At 42.2% G+C, this 18,680-nt stretch carries 16 protein-coding genes; all 16 read right to left on the reverse strand.

Annotation, left to right across the window (positions count from 1 at the left end; translation table 11 throughout):
• Positions 1–30 precede the first annotated feature (30 nt).
• Positions 31–1,338, reverse strand: coding sequence for a tRNA lysidine(34) synthetase TilS (gene tilS, locus Q4567_RS04930; RefSeq protein WP_303499578.1), 1,308 nt, complete (start codon positions 1,336–1,338; stop codon positions 31–33).
• Between the two features lie 57 nt (positions 1,339–1,395).
• The gene (gene accA / locus Q4567_RS04935) at positions 1,396–2,352 is read right to left on the reverse strand and encodes an acetyl-CoA carboxylase carboxyl transferase subunit alpha (protein WP_216049932.1); all 957 of its coding nucleotides are present in this window, start codon (positions 2,350–2,352) and stop codon (positions 1,396–1,398) included.
• 38 nt (positions 2,353–2,390) lie between these two features.
• A complete protein-coding gene (gene dnaE, locus Q4567_RS04940; protein WP_216049931.1) occupies positions 2,391–5,876 on the reverse strand; it encodes a DNA polymerase III subunit alpha in 3,486 nt (1,161 codons plus the stop codon).
• Complete coding sequence (gene rnhB / locus Q4567_RS04945) at positions 5,866–6,465, reverse strand: ribonuclease HII (RefSeq protein ID WP_216049930.1); 600 nt, start codon at positions 6,463–6,465, stop codon at positions 5,866–5,868. Before rnhB ends, dnaE begins: the two co-directional genes overlap by 11 nt.
• The gene (gene lpxB / locus Q4567_RS04950; RefSeq protein ID WP_216049929.1) at positions 6,458–7,636 is read right to left on the reverse strand and encodes a lipid-A-disaccharide synthase; all 1,179 of its coding nucleotides are present in this window, start codon (positions 7,634–7,636) and stop codon (positions 6,458–6,460) included. The genes rnhB and lpxB overlap by 8 nt, the downstream gene beginning before the upstream one ends.
• Positions 7,637–7,678: 42 nt before the next feature.
• The gene (lpxA, locus tag Q4567_RS04955) at positions 7,679–8,449 is read right to left on the reverse strand and encodes an acyl-ACP--UDP-N-acetylglucosamine O-acyltransferase (protein WP_216049928.1); all 771 of its coding nucleotides are present in this window, start codon (positions 8,447–8,449) and stop codon (positions 7,679–7,681) included.
• 3 nt (positions 8,450–8,452) lie between these two features.
• Positions 8,453–8,899, reverse strand: a complete 447-nt coding sequence (gene fabZ, locus Q4567_RS04960) for a 3-hydroxyacyl-ACP dehydratase FabZ (RefSeq protein ID WP_216049927.1) — start codon at positions 8,897–8,899, stop codon at positions 8,453–8,455.
• Between the two features lie 38 nt (positions 8,900–8,937).
• A complete protein-coding gene (gene lpxD / locus Q4567_RS04965; protein ID WP_216049926.1) occupies positions 8,938–9,972 on the reverse strand; it encodes a UDP-3-O-(3-hydroxymyristoyl)glucosamine N-acyltransferase in 1,035 nt (344 codons plus the stop codon).
• A 15-nt stretch (positions 9,973–9,987) separates the two neighbouring features.
• Positions 9,988–10,503, reverse strand: coding sequence for an OmpH family outer membrane protein (locus Q4567_RS04970; RefSeq protein WP_216049925.1), 516 nt, complete (start codon positions 10,501–10,503; stop codon positions 9,988–9,990).
• Positions 10,504–10,555: 52 nt separating this feature from the next.
• Positions 10,556–13,021, reverse strand: coding sequence for an outer membrane protein assembly factor BamA (gene bamA, locus Q4567_RS04975; RefSeq protein WP_216049924.1), 2,466 nt, complete (start codon positions 13,019–13,021; stop codon positions 10,556–10,558).
• Between the two features lie 62 nt (positions 13,022–13,083).
• Complete coding sequence (gene rseP / locus Q4567_RS04980; protein WP_216050416.1) at positions 13,084–14,430, reverse strand: sigma E protease regulator RseP; 1,347 nt, start codon at positions 14,428–14,430, stop codon at positions 13,084–13,086.
• The gene (gene ispC, locus Q4567_RS04985; protein WP_216049923.1) at positions 14,430–15,611 is read right to left on the reverse strand and encodes a 1-deoxy-D-xylulose-5-phosphate reductoisomerase; all 1,182 of its coding nucleotides are present in this window, start codon (positions 15,609–15,611) and stop codon (positions 14,430–14,432) included. The genes rseP and ispC overlap by 1 nt, the downstream gene beginning before the upstream one ends.
• Entirely contained in the window at positions 15,611–16,474 is an 864-nt protein-coding gene (locus Q4567_RS04990) for a phosphatidate cytidylyltransferase (protein ID WP_216049922.1), read from the reverse strand. Before Q4567_RS04990 ends, ispC begins: the two co-directional genes overlap by 1 nt.
• A gap of 31 nt (positions 16,475–16,505) precedes the next feature.
• Positions 16,506–17,234, reverse strand: a complete 729-nt coding sequence (gene uppS / locus Q4567_RS04995) for a polyprenyl diphosphate synthase (protein ID WP_303499581.1) — start codon at positions 17,232–17,234, stop codon at positions 16,506–16,508.
• A gap of 27 nt (positions 17,235–17,261) precedes the next feature.
• Positions 17,262–17,819, reverse strand: coding sequence for a ribosome recycling factor (frr, locus tag Q4567_RS05000; RefSeq protein WP_216049920.1), 558 nt, complete (start codon positions 17,817–17,819; stop codon positions 17,262–17,264).
• 47 nt (positions 17,820–17,866) lie between these two features.
• Complete coding sequence (gene pyrH, locus Q4567_RS05005) at positions 17,867–18,610, reverse strand: UMP kinase (RefSeq protein ID WP_216049919.1); 744 nt, start codon at positions 18,608–18,610, stop codon at positions 17,867–17,869.
• Positions 18,611–18,680: the final 70 nt, after the last annotated feature.

Here is an 18,680-nt window from a genome sequence, read left to right on the forward strand (position 1 = left end):
AGATAATTGACTAAAAATTCAGAGACAAAATCAAAGTTGAGGTGGATTTACCCTAAAATGAATACTTGAAGTGAGTTCCGCAGGTGCATCATTTGCAAAAATAATATGTTGCTCACATAACACCGCAATCACCTGATCTTGCCAACATAAAAGCAAACTTCGCTGTCTTTCCCAAACTGGCACATCCCACTGTTTAAACCATTGTTTCAATAATTTGGAATGGGGCTGATCAAGGGGTTTAAATTTAAGACTATTCACCTTAGATTTTATGATTAATTGACCAATGTATTTTTCTGCAATATGTAAATGCCCCAATTCATTGGGTAACAAGGTGTTAGCTGAATCTAAAGTAAGATGAATATCTTCTTCAAATGTTTGCTTTTTAATGCAATACATATGCTCTCGAAAGCGTCGCAACTGGTGCTGGCCTAGGTCAATGATGGGGTTGCCATCCTGCTTGGCACTAAGAAGTTTAGGTAATTCCGCCAGCACGGTTTTAGAAGGCATATCAATTTTTTGTTCTGCTAACCAATATCGCACTATTTGATTTTGCCATGGGCTAGATAGTGCACGTAACTTGCAAATATGAATCGCAAATCGTTGATTCACCATGGTCTGCAAATGTTTCCCGTTTACTTCATCTAACAACTCTTGTTGTTCAGCGCACAACTGGGCTGAGCGGTTTGCTGCCGTTGCCAAATTTGGCCAGCGTTGCTGTAAAGTTGGAATCACTTCTGTGCGTAAGAAGTTTCGATCAAATCGTGTATCGTGATTCGACTCATCTTCGATCCAGTGTAATTGCTTGTGTTTGGCTAATTGCAGAATTTCATGCTTCTCTAATTCCAGAAAAGGTCGCGCTAGGGTAATACTGTTTTCATTTACCGCAGATTGCGCCATTGCTGAGAGCCCTTTGGGACCAGCCCCGCGCTTCAACTGCAATAGCACCGTTTCCAATTGATCTTGAATATGTTGTCCTAACAAGATCAAACCATGATGTTCGGTCATGGCTTCAAGGGCTTGATATCGCACTTTTCTAGCGGCCGCTTCTACTCCCCCATTACCACTGGCATTGACCTTCACCTGCTGAATTTTTAGTGGAATATTGAGCTCAGAGCAAACTTGCTGACAATGCTGTTGCCACTTTTCCGCATTGGGACTTAAGCCGTGATTAACATGCACAGCAAGGTAATTGTGGTCAGGAAATTGGTTCGCTAATTCGGCAACAGTGATCAGCAGCAGGTGAGAGTCAACACCACCGCTGTATGCGATAACAATTTGCCTAGCGGGTCCTTGAAGGAACCTTTCAACAAGTGCTGTGGTACGATTTTGAATATTCATAAGGCAAAAACCGCCTTGTAAATACAAGACGGTTTGAGGTGAATCAAGGTGACTATATTAACAATAACCAAAAGACATGATGCGCTCGTAACGCTGTTCGAGCAACTCGTCTTTAGATAAGCTCAGCAATTGTGACAACTGTTGCTTAAGGGTCGCTTTGAGGTTGGCAGCCATAGCGTCGTGATTGCGATGAGCACCACCTAGAGGTTCCTCTACGATATTATTAATTAATCCTAATTCTTTAATTTGACCTGCGCTTACACCCATAGCTTCAGCAGCCAAAGGTGCTTTTTCTGCGCTTTTCCATAATATGGAAGCGCAACCTTCTGGAGAAATAACCGAGTAAGTACTGTATTGCAGCATATTCACTCTGTCACCCACACCGATGGCAAGTGCACCACCTGAACCACCTTCACCAATAACGGTACAGATAATGGGAACGCTTAAATCGGCCATTTCCTTGAGATTACGAGCAATGGCTTCACTTTGGCCACGTTCCTCAGCACCTACTCCAGGGTATGCACCCGGAGTGTCGATAAAGGTAATGATAGGTAAATTGAAGCGTTCAGCCATATGCATCAAACGAAGCGCTTTGCGATAGCCTTCTGGTTTAGGCATACCGAAATTGCGTCGAATTTTTTCATGGGTGTCACGACCTTTTTGATGTCCAATAACCATTACTGGTTGACCATCAAAGTCGGCTAATCCACCTACAATAGCTTTATCATCAGCAAAAGCGCGATCACCGGCTAATTCGTCAAATTCTTCAAAAAGGCGGGGAATATAATCCAATGTATAAGGTCGCATTGGGTGTCTAGCAATTTGTGAAACTTGCCATGCGCCCAAATCGGAAAATATTTTAGCAGTCAATTCTGCACTCTTTTCCCGCAACTTAGTGATCGATTCTTCAATGCCGACATCAAACTCACCGCCTTGATTGACTAACCGTAGTTCTTCAATTTTTGCTTCTAAATCAGCGATAGGTTTCTCGAAATCAAGATAATTCAAACTCATTCCAAACCTTATATTTGTTTACAAACACACTATTGGTGTCAACTAAATTGCAGCTCTACCGCTTGTTTGGGTAACATTTGCTGCAATTCATAAATTAATTGGTCTTCTGGTGTCACGTACCACTGTGCACCAAATGCTAAAACCATTTCCGCATCAGGGTGAACAACCCGCATATTAACAGGACAGCTTCCGCCTTGATAATTCTGCAGAATTGCTTGCAGTTTAGCTACTCTTGCTTCGTTACACCAGTCAGATTCTACTTCTAACCCTAAGCATTTTACATTTTTCTCCCGAGCCTGCACTATATCCATAGCATCACGGCCTGATATTGTATTGCCCCCCGAGAAATCATCAAAGCTGACCTGTCCGGAAATCAATAGAATTCGGTCAGGTTGAAGAAGCTCCTCGTACTTTTCAAACATATCAGGGAAAAAGCGCGCATCCATACGAGCACTTTTGTCATCTAAGGTAACAATCGCCCAACGACGTCCCTTCTTGTTAGTCATCACTCTAACACCGATGACTAAGCCAACCGCAACAGACGTAGTGTCTTTATTGGTAGGTTTTAAATCTACCAAACGAGCAGAACTATAATGTTTTAGCTCTTTTTCGTACTGATTTATTGGGTGACCTGTTAAGTATAGGCCAAGAGTTTCTTTTTCTCCGTCCAACCATATTTTTTCTGGCCATTCCGGTACATTAGAAAAGGCCTGAACCACTTGATCAGGTTCAGTAGTTAACAAACCAAACATATCTGATTGCCCATGAGATTCAGCTTTAGCATGCTGATCCGCCGCGGCTATCGCTTCGGGTAGGGTTGCCATGATACAGGCTCGATGGGGACCTAAATTATCCATGGCGCCAGCCATAACCAACTTTTCTAGAACCCGTTTGTTAATCTTCTTCAGATCAACTTTAGCACAAAAATCAAACAAGTCTGAAAATTTAGTGTGTTCTTTACGGGCAGCGATAATTGCTTCGATAGGACCTTCCCCTACCCCTTTTATTGCGCCGATACCATAAACAATACGACCTTGTTCATCTACCGTAAACTTATATTGGCCCGCGTTGAGGTCTGGTGGCAGTATGGTTAATCCCATACGATTACATTCATCCACCAAAGTGACTATTTTATCGGTATTATCCATATCCGCAGACATTACCGCCGCCATAAACTCGGCAGGATAATGGGCTTTTAGCCACAAAGTTTGATACGAAACTAACGCATAAGCCGCAGAGTGAGATTTGTTAAAACCATAACCCGCGAATTTTTCCACCAGATCGAATATTTTCATCGCTAGATCAGGATCGATATTATTGCCTTTAGAACCTTCGGCAAACACACTACGCTGCTTGGCCATCTCTTCAGGCTTTTTCTTACCCATCGCACGACGTAACATATCTGCGCCACCTAGGCTGTATCCTGCCATGGCTTGTGCAATCTGCATTACTTGTTCTTGATAAAGAATAATGCCGTAGGTTGGCTCAAGAATTTCCTGCAAACATTCATGTTGATATTCTGCATCCGGATAAGAGATCTCTTCTCGGCCGTGTTTTCTATCGATGAAGTTATCAACCATCCCAGATTGCAGCGGGCCCGGTCTAAATAGAGCCACCAATGCGATAATATCTTCGAAGCAATCTGGTTTAAGACGTTTAATCAAATCTTTCATACCGCGAGATTCCAATTGGAATACCGCAGTTGTTTCTGCATTTAATAGAGTCCGAAAACTTTTAGGATCTTCCAATGGAATGGCGGTGATATCAATTTGTTTGCCGCGACCCTCAGCAATCATATCGATCGCCCATTGGATAATGGTTAAGGTACGCAAGCCCAAAAAGTCAAATTTAACCAAACCTGCAGTTTCGACATCATTTTTATCAAACTGAGTTACTGGGTTTTTGCCTTCGTCATCACAATATAACGGCGCGAAGTCGGTGATTTCAGTGGGAGAGATAACAACCCCCCCAGCATGTTTACCAGCATTACGGGTAACCCCTTCCAGAATCCGCGCCATATCTATCAGATCTTTAACGTCTTCATCTTGTTGATAAAGCTCAGGTAACCTAGGTTCAACGGCAAAGGCTTTTTCTAAGGTCATTCCTGGATCAGAAGGTATTAATTTAGAAATGCGGTCCACAAAGCCATAGGGATGCCCTAATACTCGGCCAACGTCTCGAACTACCGCTTTGGCAGCCATGGTGCCGAATGTAATTATTTGAGAAACCGCCTGACGACCATACATGTCAGCCACGTGGTCAATCACCTCGTCACGTCTATCCATGCAAAAATCGACGTCGAAATCGGGCATGGAAACCCGTTCTGGATTCAGGAATCGCTCAAACAGTAAGTCAAACTCTAGGGGATCCAGATCGGTAATATCAAGTGCATATGCAACGAGCGAACCTGCGCCCGACCCACGGCCAGGTCCCACCGGAATACCGTGATCTTTACTCCACTGAATAAACTCCATTACAATCAAGAAATAGCCGGGAAAACCCATTTGGTTGATAACGGTTAATTCAATTTCTAAACGTTCGTCGTATTCAGGACGTTTTTCTGCTCGCTCTTGTTCATCAGGAAACAGGAACTTTAAGCGTCGTTCTAAACCTTCCCATGACACTTTTACCAGATAATCCGCATCTGACATTCCACCGGTTGGAAACTTTGGCAGAAAGTATTCGCCCAACGTCACGGTAACATTACAACGCTTGGCTATCTCTACAGTATTTTGCAGTGCTTCTGGAATATCGGAAAACAGTTCACACATTTCCTCAGGACTGCGCAGGTATTGCTGATCACTATAAAGTTTGGGACGACGCTTATCATCGAGGGTATAACCATCATGGATACACACCCTTATTTCATGGGCATCAAATCCCTCTTTAGCGATAAAACATACTTCATTTGTGGCCACGACGGGAAGATCATGGTCCAAAGCCCAATCTGTCGCTCGTTGAATATATTCCTGTTCACCTGGTCTGCCAGTGCGATTTAACTCGACATAGTAACAATCGCTAAAATGGGTTTCATAAAATTGCGATATTTGCTCTGCTAAAGGCATATTTCCTTTGGTTAGTACCTGTCCAAGATCACCGGACAAGCCACCAGATAAAATAATCACGCCTTCTTTGTGTTCTAGCAGCCATTGTTTATCGATTACCGCTCTATTTTGTACATGCCCACGCTGATAAGCTTTGGAAATGAGCAAGGTAATATTTTTATATCCTTTGTTGTTGCTTGCCAACAAGGTCAGTCTGAATATTTCATCGCCTAACTCTTCACTTTGTACCCAAAAATCAGCGCCAATTATTGGTTTGATCCCATTGGCATGTGCAGCATCATAATATTTTACCAATCCACACATATTCATCTGGTCAGTAATGGCCACTGCAGGCATCCCCATTTCTTTGACCTTTCCAAGAATGGGTTTGATCTTATTCAAACCATCCATCATGGAATAATCACTATGGACGCGCAAATGGATAAATTTCACGGGTGCTTCTGTGGCTTCAGACTGCATGGATGACTCCATTGTGTTGTATCAATATTTGTTGCACAGGTTTAAAACTCATACGGTATTCTTCCGTTGGCCCTAGCTCAGCTAAACGTAACAAATGAGCTTTGGTAGGGTAGCCTTTATGTTGATCAAAACCATACTCAGGATAGCGTAAATGCAATTCTGCCATCTCCCGATCTCTGGTGACTTTAGCAATAATAGACGCGGCTGAAATTTCTGCGACACTGCCATCGCCTTTAACGATTGCTTCACTGGCATAATGCCAATCTGGGCATCGATTACCATCGACTTGCACCAAATCAGGCTGAATTGATAAACCTTCAACAGCGCGTTTCATAGCCAACATAGTGGCATGTAGAATATTCAGTTGATCAATTTCTTTTGGGCTAGCTCGCCCTACTGACCAACATAATGCATTTTCAATAATTTGGTTGAACAATACGTTGCGTTTTTTCTCGCTCAGTTTTTTGGAATCGTTTAATCCTAAAATAGGCTTTTGCGGATCCAATATTACCGCTGCGGTCACAACATCTCCCACCAAAGGTCCACGGCCGACTTCATCAACCCCGGCGATAAGGCAAGCCTCACTCATATTCTGTACCAATTAACTTTAATACGGCAGCCGCAGCTTGTTTATCTGCGTCCTGTTTTAACATTTCATGCAAACCAACAAACTCCTCTGGAATCTTTACGCTATCACCGGCGAACATCGGGATCAGATATTCAGAGATGGTTTCAGGGTTCACTTGTTCTTGTAATAATTCAGGCACAATGGGTTTATCTGCTAGCACATTAGGCAGTGAGAAGTAATTGGGTTTATACATTGCTTTCATTATTTGATGTGTAAGCCATTTTAAACGATAGGCTACCACCATTGGACGCTTACATAACATAGCTTCAAGTGACGCAGTACCAGAGGCAAGTAGAATAGCATCCGAGGCGATCATAACATTACGAGATTGCCGCATAAGCACTGAAATATGCATGTTTTGCGGATACTCTGGCAAGCTCTTAAACGCCGACACTATGGCTTCAATTTGCGATTTTCGCACTTCATTGACAGCGGGGATCACCACATGTAATTCACTTACCGTAGTACACACTTTGCTTGCGCTTTGTAAAAAGACCTCAAGCAACATATTCACTTCGCCAGCCCGGCTGCCCGGTAGCAACGCCAGCACTTTTGCGTCTTTGCTTAACGTTACGCCATCAAGTTGTTGGCGAGCTAGAGTTTGATCGGGGTAAAGCTCAATATCATCCGCCATAGTATGGCCAACATATTGGCAAGGGAATCCATGTTTGTCGTAAACGGCTTTTTCGAATGGAAAAATACTGAGTACTAAGTTAGTCGCTTCAGCAATCCCATAAATTCTATTTTCCCGCCAAGCCCACACTGTAGGACTGACGTAATGGACGGTTTTGACCCCAAGTTTTTTTAGTTTCTTTTCTAACGGCAGATTAAAATCAGGGGCATCCACTCCGATAAAGACATCGGGGGGATTATCGGTAAAATGTTGCAGGACGGTTTTTCGAATAAACAGTAATCGGCGAATACGGGACAGTACCTCTACTATCCCCATCACAGAAAGTTCTTCCATTTCAAACAAGGTTTCGCAACCTTGCTCAAGCATATTAGGACCGGCAATTCCTGTAAACTGTGCATCGGGGTGAATTGCCAAAATCTGTTTTATCATACCCGCAGCTAACACGTCGCCAGAGGCTTCTCCGGCGACGATAGCAATTTTCAAAGGACGCTTAGACATATAAGGTTGGCTCGCAGTTTGCGATAAAGCTAATCAGTATGATTAGCGGATTATTCCTCGGGCAGAGTTTGCTACAAAATCAGCCATTAATCCCACTTCTTTTGTGGTTTCGGCCATTTTGCGTAACTCTTGAACGGCTTCTTCGGCACGATTGCCGTTCCGATAAAGTACTTTATAAGCACGTTTAATACTCATTATTACCTCTTTATCATAGCCTCTGCGACGCAACCCTTCGGAGTTAATTCCTGCCGGCGTATTGTCGATACCATTGATCATAACAAAGGGAGGGATATCACGTAATATGATGCCACCGCCACCAGTAAAACTGTTAGAGCCAATATGGCAGAACTGGTGCACAGCCGTGTTACCACCTAAGATAACGTAGTTGCCAACATGTACATGACCAGCAAGGGTCGCATTGTTAGCAAAGATGTTATCATCTCCAACAACACAATCATGCGCCACATGTGCGTAAGCCATAAATAAATTATTTGAGCCTATTTTGGTCAGTGATTTATCTTGAACCGTACCACGATGGATAGTCACACATTCCCGAAAAACATTGTTGTCACCAATTTCTAATCGGGTTTTTTCTCCAGCATACTTTTTATCCTGGCATTCTTCACCAATCGAACCAAACTGGAAAAAACGATTGTTTTTACCAATAGTACATGGTCCCTTAATGACCACATGTGATTCGACAACCGTTCCACTTCCTATCTCGACATCTTCACCGATAACGGAATATGGACCAACTTGAACGTCTGCTGCTAACTTAGCAGACGGGTGCACAATAGCTGTTTCATGGATCACTGGTTACATTTTCCTCATTGCACACATAAATTCAGCAACACAAGCTTCTTGACCATCCACACTGGCAACGCCTTTAAATTTCCATATACCGCGCTTCTCTTTCACAACACACACGTCGAAATCTAATCTATCGCCAGGAACTACAGGGCGCTTAAAGCGTGCGTTGTCGATACCAGCATAAAGGTATAACTCATCACTATTTCCCGCAGTTTTAAACCCTAATATGCCCGCAGCTTGTGCCATTGCTTCAAGAATTAAAACACCAGGGAATATGGGTTTTCCAGGGAAATGACCTGTGAAACAAGGTTCATTAAAGGTAACATTTTTATAGGCTTTAATCGTTTCGCCTAAAACATATTCAGTTACTCTATCAATCAATAGAAATGGATATCTATGGGGTAAAAGCTCCATGATTTCTTCGATTTCGATGGTGTTCAAATTGTCGGCCAAAGGCTGATCTCCTTTAATAAGTAATGGGAACTACCCTGTTACTTTGTAGATTGTTGTTTCTCTAAAACTTTGACACGTTGAGCAAGAGACGTTATTTTTTTGAATTGAACTGCATTTTTACGCCACTCAAGATTGGGCACCGCCGGCATACCTGAGGAATATAAACCAGGTTCGGTTATGCTCTTGGTAATCATACTCATTCCAGTAAAATGAGAGTTATCACAAACTTCAATATGTCCGTTAAAACCGCACAATCCTGCAACGCTACAATTTTTACCCAATTTGGTACTGCCAGCAATAACTGAACACGCTGCCATAGCAGTGTTTTCACCTATTTCTACGTTATGGGCAATTTGCAATTGATTATCCAGTATCACCCCATCGCCGATAATTGTATCTTCAAGAGCACCGCGATCGATAGTAGTACTAGCGCCAATCTCGACACGATTACCAATAATGACTCGTCCCAACTGAGGGATCTTAATCCACTTACCTTTATCGTTAGCGTATCCAAAACCGTCACTACCAATAACAGTAGCAGATTGCACTAAGCAATCTTCGCCGATTACCGAATCGTGATAAACGGTGACATTTGCCCAAAGTTTAGTTCTGTTACCTAGTTGACAGTTTTTGCCTACAAAAGTACCTGCACCAACTTGCACGTCATCGCCTAAAACCACGCCTGATTCAATCACAGCATTGGCTCCCACACTCACGTTATTGCCAAGTTTTGCGTCTTGGCCGATAACGGCTGTTGGATGGATACCTGATGCCGCAGCCGGAGTCGTATCAAGAGCCTGTGCAACCAATGCAAATCCCACGTATGGATTTGGATGAACTAGTGCAGTGCAAGGACAATGGGATAACTCGTCTGGATGTAAAATAACCGCTTGTGCTCTAGTGTCAGCCAGGTGACTACGATACTTGCTATTGGCTAAAAAGGAAATCTGACCAATGCCTGCATTCGCCAAGGTACTCAAACTATTAATTTGGGTATCCTCAGTATCATTGCCAGATAAATGGATAGATGCACCAATAAGATCTGCCAATTGTTTTAAACTGAGTGACTGCATACAGGCTCCGGTAGGTTATTTCATTTGACTAACTTTTTTCAATACTTTCTCTGAGATATCGTATTGAGGAGTAGCGAATACAACCGCTTGTCTATCTAGAACCATGTCGATATTTTCTTCATTTACAACTGCTTGGATAGCTTGTTGTAGCATAGTGACGATTTTGGTGTTTTCTTCTTGTCTACGTTTTTGTAGCTTTTCTTGCAAAGGTTTAGCTAGCGCTTCAAATTCAGTGTTAGCTGCTTGTAAACGCTCTTGTTCAGCTTTAATTTGTGCTTCACTCATAGTCGGTGCGTTTTTCTTAAGCGACTCAAGATCAGTGGCTATCTTTTGACGCATCGCATCTACTTTTGAACCTTCGTCTTTAAATTCAATTTGCAAAGCTTGCTGACTAGCAATCGCTTGTGGCATTTGCTGAATTACCGCCTCGCGACTTACAACAGCAATTTTCTGTTCTGCGTAAGCTACTGAACTTAATAAAGCACTGCTCAAAAGTGCAGTAACGACTAAGGTTTTAAATACTTGTTTCAAAGGGAACTCCTTCCTGTTTTTATAATACTAATTAGCTCATGCTAAATTATGTTTAAAATGTTTGTCCAATGTTGAAAGAGAAGAATTTCACATCATCCCCAACACGTTCTTGCAAAGCTCTAGAGAAACTAAAGACCATTGGACCCATTGGTGATAACCATTGTACAGAAACTCCGTAAGAAGCTCTATAGCGAGTCCAATCGCCGTAATCTGCTACAGGGTCTTCACTAATCTGATCTAGATCACGATATAAGCTATAGTCAAATTCAGTATCCCACACATTACCGGCATCAAGAAACAAGCTTGAACGCACTGAATTATCAAACTCTTCGCCAACAAACGGAGTAGGTACAATTAATTCTACACCACCGAGCAACATCGCGTTACCACCTAAGGAACGAGAAGATACTGCAACCCGGTCAGATTCAGGACCTAACAAGATAGTTTCACCGTCTGGTCCGGTAATACTTGTGGGTGACAATTGTACGCCACGAGGTCCAACAGTGTTATTTTCGAATCCGCGTAAGGTATCGCTACCACCGGCCGTAAAGTTTTGAGTGAATGGCAATATCTGTTCTATGCCATTTGTTTCACCATAACCGTTACCGTAACCTGCGCGCAATCGAGTAAGCACTGACCATCTTTGATCACGGGTAAGCGGGAAGTAGAATTTAGTATCAAAAATCGATTTGAAATAATTTACATCAGAATTAGGAGTAGTAATGCTAAAGGATGCGCTTTGTGACGAACCAGCCGTTGGGAAAATCCCTCGGTTTAGAGTACTACGAGTCCAAGATACAGATGCTAGGAAACTAGAATAATCAATAGGTGCATCTGGATCATCTTCATTCACAAATTGGTTGTAAAAACGGTCTGTCTGTTCATAGTTACTGCGACGAGATAACTCTACATCACTATAACTCAAGCCAAAATTAATTCGGTTGAATTCATTAATTGGATAACCAGCGTTTATTCCAACGGTGTATTGTTTACTGTTGTATTGTACAAGGTTTGCACTTCCAGCATCGAATTCACTATATGAAATATTCCCGCCCAAACTAATTCCATCAATAGTGAAATAAGGGTCTGTGTAGGAAAGCTGCACACTCTTTTGGTAAGATACAGTACTAACATTGAATGCCAATCGTTTACCTGTACCTAAGAAGTTGTCCTGTTGAATACCGGCTTGCAGGCTAAGTTTGGTTCTATCACCGTAACCCACACCAGCATTAAATGAACCAGAAGGTTGTTCTTTAACTTTATATACCACATCAACTTTGTCATCTTCACCTGGTAAACGGACGGTTTCAAAATCCACTTCTTCCATGTAGGTCAAACGTGACAAGTTATTCTTAGACGATTCCAACGAACTGTTCGAAAGCCAAGTACCTTCCATTTGACTGACCGACTGACGTAAAACCTCATCGGCAGTCACTGTATTACCTTCGAAGGTAATGCGGTTCACGTAAATACGTTTTCCAGGATCGACAGATAGCGTCAATTTAACAGTTTTGTCTTCATCATTAATTTCAGGGATCGTGGTTACTGTCGGATACGCATATCCAAAACGACCTAAATATTTACTGAAGAACTCTTCTGTGTAGGTTACTTCTGCTTGGTTATATAACTCACCAGCGGTAAGCGGTAATACAGCGCGCATGTATTCTTCGTTACCCAATAGGTCACCAATTAGGTCTACTTCAGAAATAGTGTATTGCTCACCTTCAGAGATATTCATTGTGACATAAATACCATCTTTTTCCGGGGTCATAGATACTTGCGTTGAGTCTACCTGATAGCGCAAATAACCGCGGTCTAGGTAGTAGCTTCGTAACGTTTCCATATCACCAGAGAGAGTTTGTTTTTGATAACGGGTTTCAGATAAAAAGTCCCACCACGGTGTATCGAACTTTAACTCCATTTGTCTTAACAACTCAGCGTCAGAGAAGACTTCATTACCGACAATGTTAATTTGTTGAATTTTTGCAGAGTCACCTTCTTCAAACAACAGCTTCAAATCAACTCGGTTACGAGGCAATGGCGTGACAATGGCGCTAACATCAGCATTGTATTTACCAATACTGTAGAAAAAGTCTTTTAAGCCATTTTCGATACCGGTTAAAACCGTTTTATCCAACGGCTCACCCACGCGGATGTTGTTGCCATCAAGACTTTCTTGCAACTGCTCATCTTTTATATCGTCATTGCCGTCAAAGATAATATTACTGATGGTTGGACGCTCTTTGACTTTCACAACCAAAGTGGTGCCATCACGAAGAATTTCGATACTTTCAAAGTGAGTAGATGAATACAGGCTACGAATTAACTGAGCCGAACGGAAACTATTCATAGTGTCACCGACTTGCACAGGCAGATAGGTCAGCGCGGCTCCCAAAGCAACCCTTTGTAAACCTTCAACTTTGATGTCGGATACGACGAACTCTTGGTCTGTAGCAGCTAAGGCTAAGCTAGCACTGGACCATATGAATCCGGCTACAACTAACTGTTTAAACTTCATTTATTAATATTCTTCCTAAGCACTCATAGCCTACTTCGGCAATGTAGTTTGTGTCATCCACACTATAAACGCGCAATGTCATTATAAAAAGCTACTGTCATTAACAGTAACAAGATGATCCCGCCAATTTTAAATCCCACTTCCTGTACGGATTCCGGAACCGGTCGCCCAGTTAAAAGCTCTATAAAATAATAGAGTAAGTGCCCGCCATCAAGCACAGGAAGAGGGAAAAGATTAATAATCCCTAAATTCACACTAATAAGCGCTAAAAAGCTCAAAAATGCGACAATTCCAGCACTGGCCGTCATACCCGCACCTTGGGCAATCGAAATTGGGCCACTTAAACTTTTAACAGATACATCACCGGTAAAAAGCTTACCAATCATGTCAAAACTCAATGTTATAAGTCGCCAGGTTTCACTTACTCCTTCAGATAAACCTTCAATTGGACCATACTGCTTGTGAAATAAATACTCTTCCGGATAAGGTTCTAAGTAGGTAACTACACCTAATAATCCCTTATCAGGATCGTCTGGTTTCACGCCAATAGTCGCTGTCACCTGCTGTTCAATGCCATTTCTATCGATTGTGATAGTAACATTTTGTTTAGGGTGCTGCTCAATCAGCTCCACTATTTGTTCCCAATTTGCCACAGTAGTTCCATTAAACTTGAGAATAATGTCATTCACCTGCAATCCGGCGTCAGCTGCTGGCGAAGATTCACTCACCAAAGCAAGCTGTTTAGTGGGGTTAGTGCGATAAGGTGCAAAGCCCAAACTCGCCATTGGTGACGTGGTTTCAGGGTCAAATTGCCAATTCCTTAAATCTAAATCCAAAACTTTGTTGTAACCGTCTTTAGTGGTGACTTGCACTTGGGTACTTGAATCACCAATCAGCCGCATCACTTCATAGTTCACCGATTGCCAGTCGTTGGTCTCGTGCCCAGATATTTGGGTAATTTGATCCCGTTCAGCAAACCCTGCATTGGCGGCAATTGAATCCGGTTCAATATTTCCAACAATGGGTTTAACCGATTGTTGGCCAATCAGTAACATTAAATAAATCGCGAAAATCGCGAATAAGAAGTTAACCATAGGTCCGGCAGCGACTATCGCGATGCGTTTGAGCACATGTTGGCGATTAAACGCATAGGGTAAATCAGCATCGCTAACCTGCTCCACTCGTTCATCCAGCATTTTTACGTAACCACCCAGAGGAATAGCAGCGATAACATATTCGGTTCCCAGTTTGTCTGTGCGCGACCACAAGGCTTTGCCGAAACCAATAGAAAATCGTTCAACTTTGACGCCGCAGCGGCGGGCAACCCAAAAATGTCCCCATTCATGGACCGCAACGAGTATCCCTAAGGCAACGACAAATGCGGAAAGATTGCGAATAAACTCAAAAATCAAACTAAGGTTCCTATAAATTGTTTAGCAAGGGATCTAACTTGTTTATCAAGGCCTAAAATCCCATCAATATCTTGCAAATGTTGCGCTTCGATGCGCTGTAACATTTCTTCATTCACTTCGGCAATTTGCGAAAATCCGATTTGATGCGACAGAAAAGCTTCCACCGCAATTTCGTTCGCCGCATTTAAAGCAGTTGTCGCGTATTGCCCAGCATCACAGGCATTAATGGCTAATTTCAAGTTTGGATAACGTTGTAAATCTGGCACCTGAAAACTAAAATCTGCTAACGCAGCAAAATCTAAGGGAGTCACTCCAGCATTAATTCGATTCGGAAACGCCAAGCAATGGGCGATTGGCGTTTTCATATCCGGATTGCCCATCTGCGCAAGCACTGAACCATCCGCATATTGAACCATTGAATGAATAATACTTTGTGGGTGCAACACGATTTGAATATCCGCAGAATTTAAGCCAAATAACCATTTGGCTTCGATAAACTCCAAGCCTTTATTCATCATAGTGGCAGAATCAACAGAAATCTTCCGCCCCATATCCCAATTAGGATGAGCACAGGCTTGATCCGGCGTAATATCGACAAAAGTATCCAACGAGCGATTTAAAAAAGGCCCACCGGAACCGGTTAATAATATTTTGGCAATGCCTGACGCTGCAAGGTCGCCATATTTGAAATCGGCAGGAAGGCATTGAAAAATTGCGTTATGTTCACTGTCGATCGGCAGTAATTGGGCACCTGTTTTATTCACTTCTTGAATAAAAATATCACCACACATAACCAAAGACTCTTTGTTCGCCAACATGACTTTTTTGCCAGATTTGACGGCAGCTAACGTTGGTAGTAACCCGGCTGCGCCTACAATTGCCGCCATAACACTGTCGACACTGGAGTCTGACGCCACCTGACATAAGCCTTCTTGTCCCACCAACAATTCACACTTTAAATTGGCATTTTGTAATGCCTGCTTAGCGTAGGTGTAGGAGGCTAAATCAGAAATAACCAGATAATTAGGTTGAAACAGAATCGCTTGGGATATTAGTTTGTCTACACTGGAATGGGCAGTTAACGCGACCACATTGTATTTTTCTGGATGTAATTGAATAACATCCAAAGTGCTTTGACCAATGGAGCCGGTCGCTCCTAAAATCGCTATATTTTGCATTAGGCCATCCACAAAACGTAGCAATAGGCAAATACAGGGAATGCCGCGGTTAGGCTATCGATACGATCTAATATACCACCGTGACCAGGCAGTATTTTACCGCTATCTTTAATTCCAGCACAGCGTTTAAACATACTTTCGTTTAGATCGCCTAAAGCTGACACTCCAACGGTTAAGCCACCGATAAGTACATGCATCCATATTCTACCGGGGTCTACTTGATAGTGCAGCGCTGCAAAGGCAATAATCGCGGTCGAAGCGGCAATACCACCTGCTAAGCCTTCTAAGGTTTTGCCAGGTGAAACATTAGGGCGTAGTTTATGTCGGCCGAATTTGACGCCAACAAAAAAAGCGCCAATATCTGCGGCCCAGACAATACCTAAAACATAAAATATAAGTGACACACCATATAGGGGGTCAATATCGTACATATGAGAGCGTAACGAGACAACAGAGACAAAGGTGGGGATTAGAGTGAACAAACCGAATAAGCACCGAATAGCTTTACTCGTTCGCCATATTGCTGAAAAGCGCGGGTAAGCAATAATCATCAATAGTGAAACAAACCACCAGATTGCTGCCACACCTAAAATATAAACATATAAACTATTTAAAGCGCCTTGATACCAAATATTTTGCGTGGGTACCCAGTAAACTAAAAATAGACAACAGAACAGAATGAAAAAAGCATAAAGAGCTTTTTGCGGTCTAGGCTTAATACTCGACATATTAGCCCACTCATAACCGCCTAAACCTACCACTAAGGCAATGAATATTTCAAAGCCTAATAGTGGTAAAAATAAAATACAAATTAACGCAAGAGGAGCTAAAATAACTGCTGTAATTATACGCTGTTTTAACATAATTAGCCTTTGAGCTTTGCGGAAAACATTATCATTTAGTTTCCACCTGCTCTCCTGTCATACCAAATCGACGTTGACGATCAGAATAGTCATTAACCGCAAGCTGAAACGCTTGTTCATCAAAATCTGGCCAAAGAGTATCAGTAAAATATAGCTCTGCGTAAGCACATTGCCACATTAAAAAATTACTGATTCGGTGTTCTCCGCCAGTGCGAATGAGCAAATCTAGTTCAGGTTGACCAGCAAGCGACATAAACTTATTAAAATCAGTTTCGTCTACACTATCAATATCCAAGTCTTGGCTAACAGCTTGTTTTGCAAATGATTTGGCCGCATTCAATATATCCCAACGACCACCGTAATTGGCAGCAATATTGAGAACTAACGCACCATTATGCTCAGTTAACTTTTCCGCTTTATTAATTTTTTCGACTAACTTGTTGTCAAATCGTGATGTATCACCAATGACTTTTAGACGCACGTCGTTTTTGTTCAGTTTCTTGGCTTCGCTATTTAGCACAAAATTGAACAAGTCCATTAAAACGCCGACTTCTTCTGCAGGACGGTTCCAGTTTTCGCTGCTAAATGCAAATAAGGTAAGAGACTCTATGCCATTTTGACGAGCAAAACGAACGGCAGATCGCACAGACTCAACACCAGCTTTATGCCCGAAAGTGCGGATCTTACCTTTCTTTTTTGCCCAACGGCCGTTGCCATCCATAATGATAGCAACATGTTTTGGGATATTTAGATTACTCATAAGGTAAAAGGAATTAACCAAAAAGGGTTAAATTTCCATCAACTCTTTTTCTTTATCTTGTAATGCGCTATCGATGGTTTTAACGAATTCGTCAGTTAATTTTTGAATTAACTCTTCGCCTTTACGACCTTCATCTTCGCCTAATTCTTTTTCTTTCACCAATTCTTTGATATCGGCATTAGCATCGCGACGAATATTACGCACGGCAACACGACCTTGCTCAGCTTCGCTTCGTACCACTTTGATAAGGTCTTTACGACGCTCTTCAGTCAACGGTGGTAAAGGAATACGAATAGCAGCACCTGAACTCATAGGATTTAATCCTAGGTCAGATTGCATAATGGCCTTTTCGACAGCGGCGGCGGCACTTTTATCAAACACAGTAAGTGCCAATGTTCTGGCATCTTCGGCAAAAATATTAGCTAGCTGCTTTAAAGGGGTATCAGCGCCATAATATGGCACCATAATGTTATCTAAAAGCGCTGGATGAGCGCGGCCAGTTCTAATTTTACTTAATTGGCTTTTCAGTGCACTGATGCTTTTTTCCATGCGTTGTTTTGCATCATCATGAATATCATTTATCACTGCAATCTCCCTAATTCTTATTTTACTAATCGTTTTTTAAATCGTTGTTATTGATTGTTTGTGCCTTGATGGGAAATTGTAGTCCCTTCGTCTTCACCCAAAACAACACGGCGTAAAACGCCCGGTTTATTCATGTTGTAGACGCGAATAGGCAAGCTATGATCCCGTGCCAAAGTAAAAGCAGCTAAGTCCATAACCTTAAGTTCTTTTTCCAGAACTTCTTGATAACTTACGTTTTTAAGTAATACAGCGTCTGGATTTGTGACTGGATCATCATTATAAACGCCATCCACTTTAGTACCTTTAAGTACTGCGTCGGCTTCTATTTCAATGCCTCGTAAACAGGCTGCAGAGTCAGTGGTAAAAAATGGATTGCCTGTACCAGCAGAGAAAATGACTACGCGTCCTGACTTTAAAAGACTAATGGCTTCAGTCCAATTGTAAGCATCACAGACACCATTAAGCGGTATGGCTGACATTAAACGTGCATTAACAAATGCTCGGTGCAAAGCGTCACGCATGGCTAAACCGTTCATGACCGTGGCTAACATACCCATGTGGTCGCCCACGACACGATTCATTCCAGCTTTTGCTAACCCTTCACCGCGAAATAAATTTCCGCCACCAATTACTAATCCTACTTGCACACCCATTTCAACCAACTCTTTGATTTCTTGGGCCATTCTATCTAGAACTTTGGGGTCGATACCGAATCCTTCTTCACCCATTAGGGCTTCACCACTTAACTTTAGCAGAATTCTTCGATATGCAGATTTTGGTGCGATACTCATTTATTGGCTATTCCTTCGTTATTGGATATTGGGCTCAAACCCACTAAATTTATCCGCGTAAATAGTACAT

The organism is Aliiglaciecola sp. 2_MG-2023, assembly GCF_030548145.1.
Taxonomy (GTDB): domain Bacteria; phylum Pseudomonadota; class Gammaproteobacteria; order Enterobacterales; family Alteromonadaceae; genus Aliiglaciecola; species Aliiglaciecola lipolytica_A.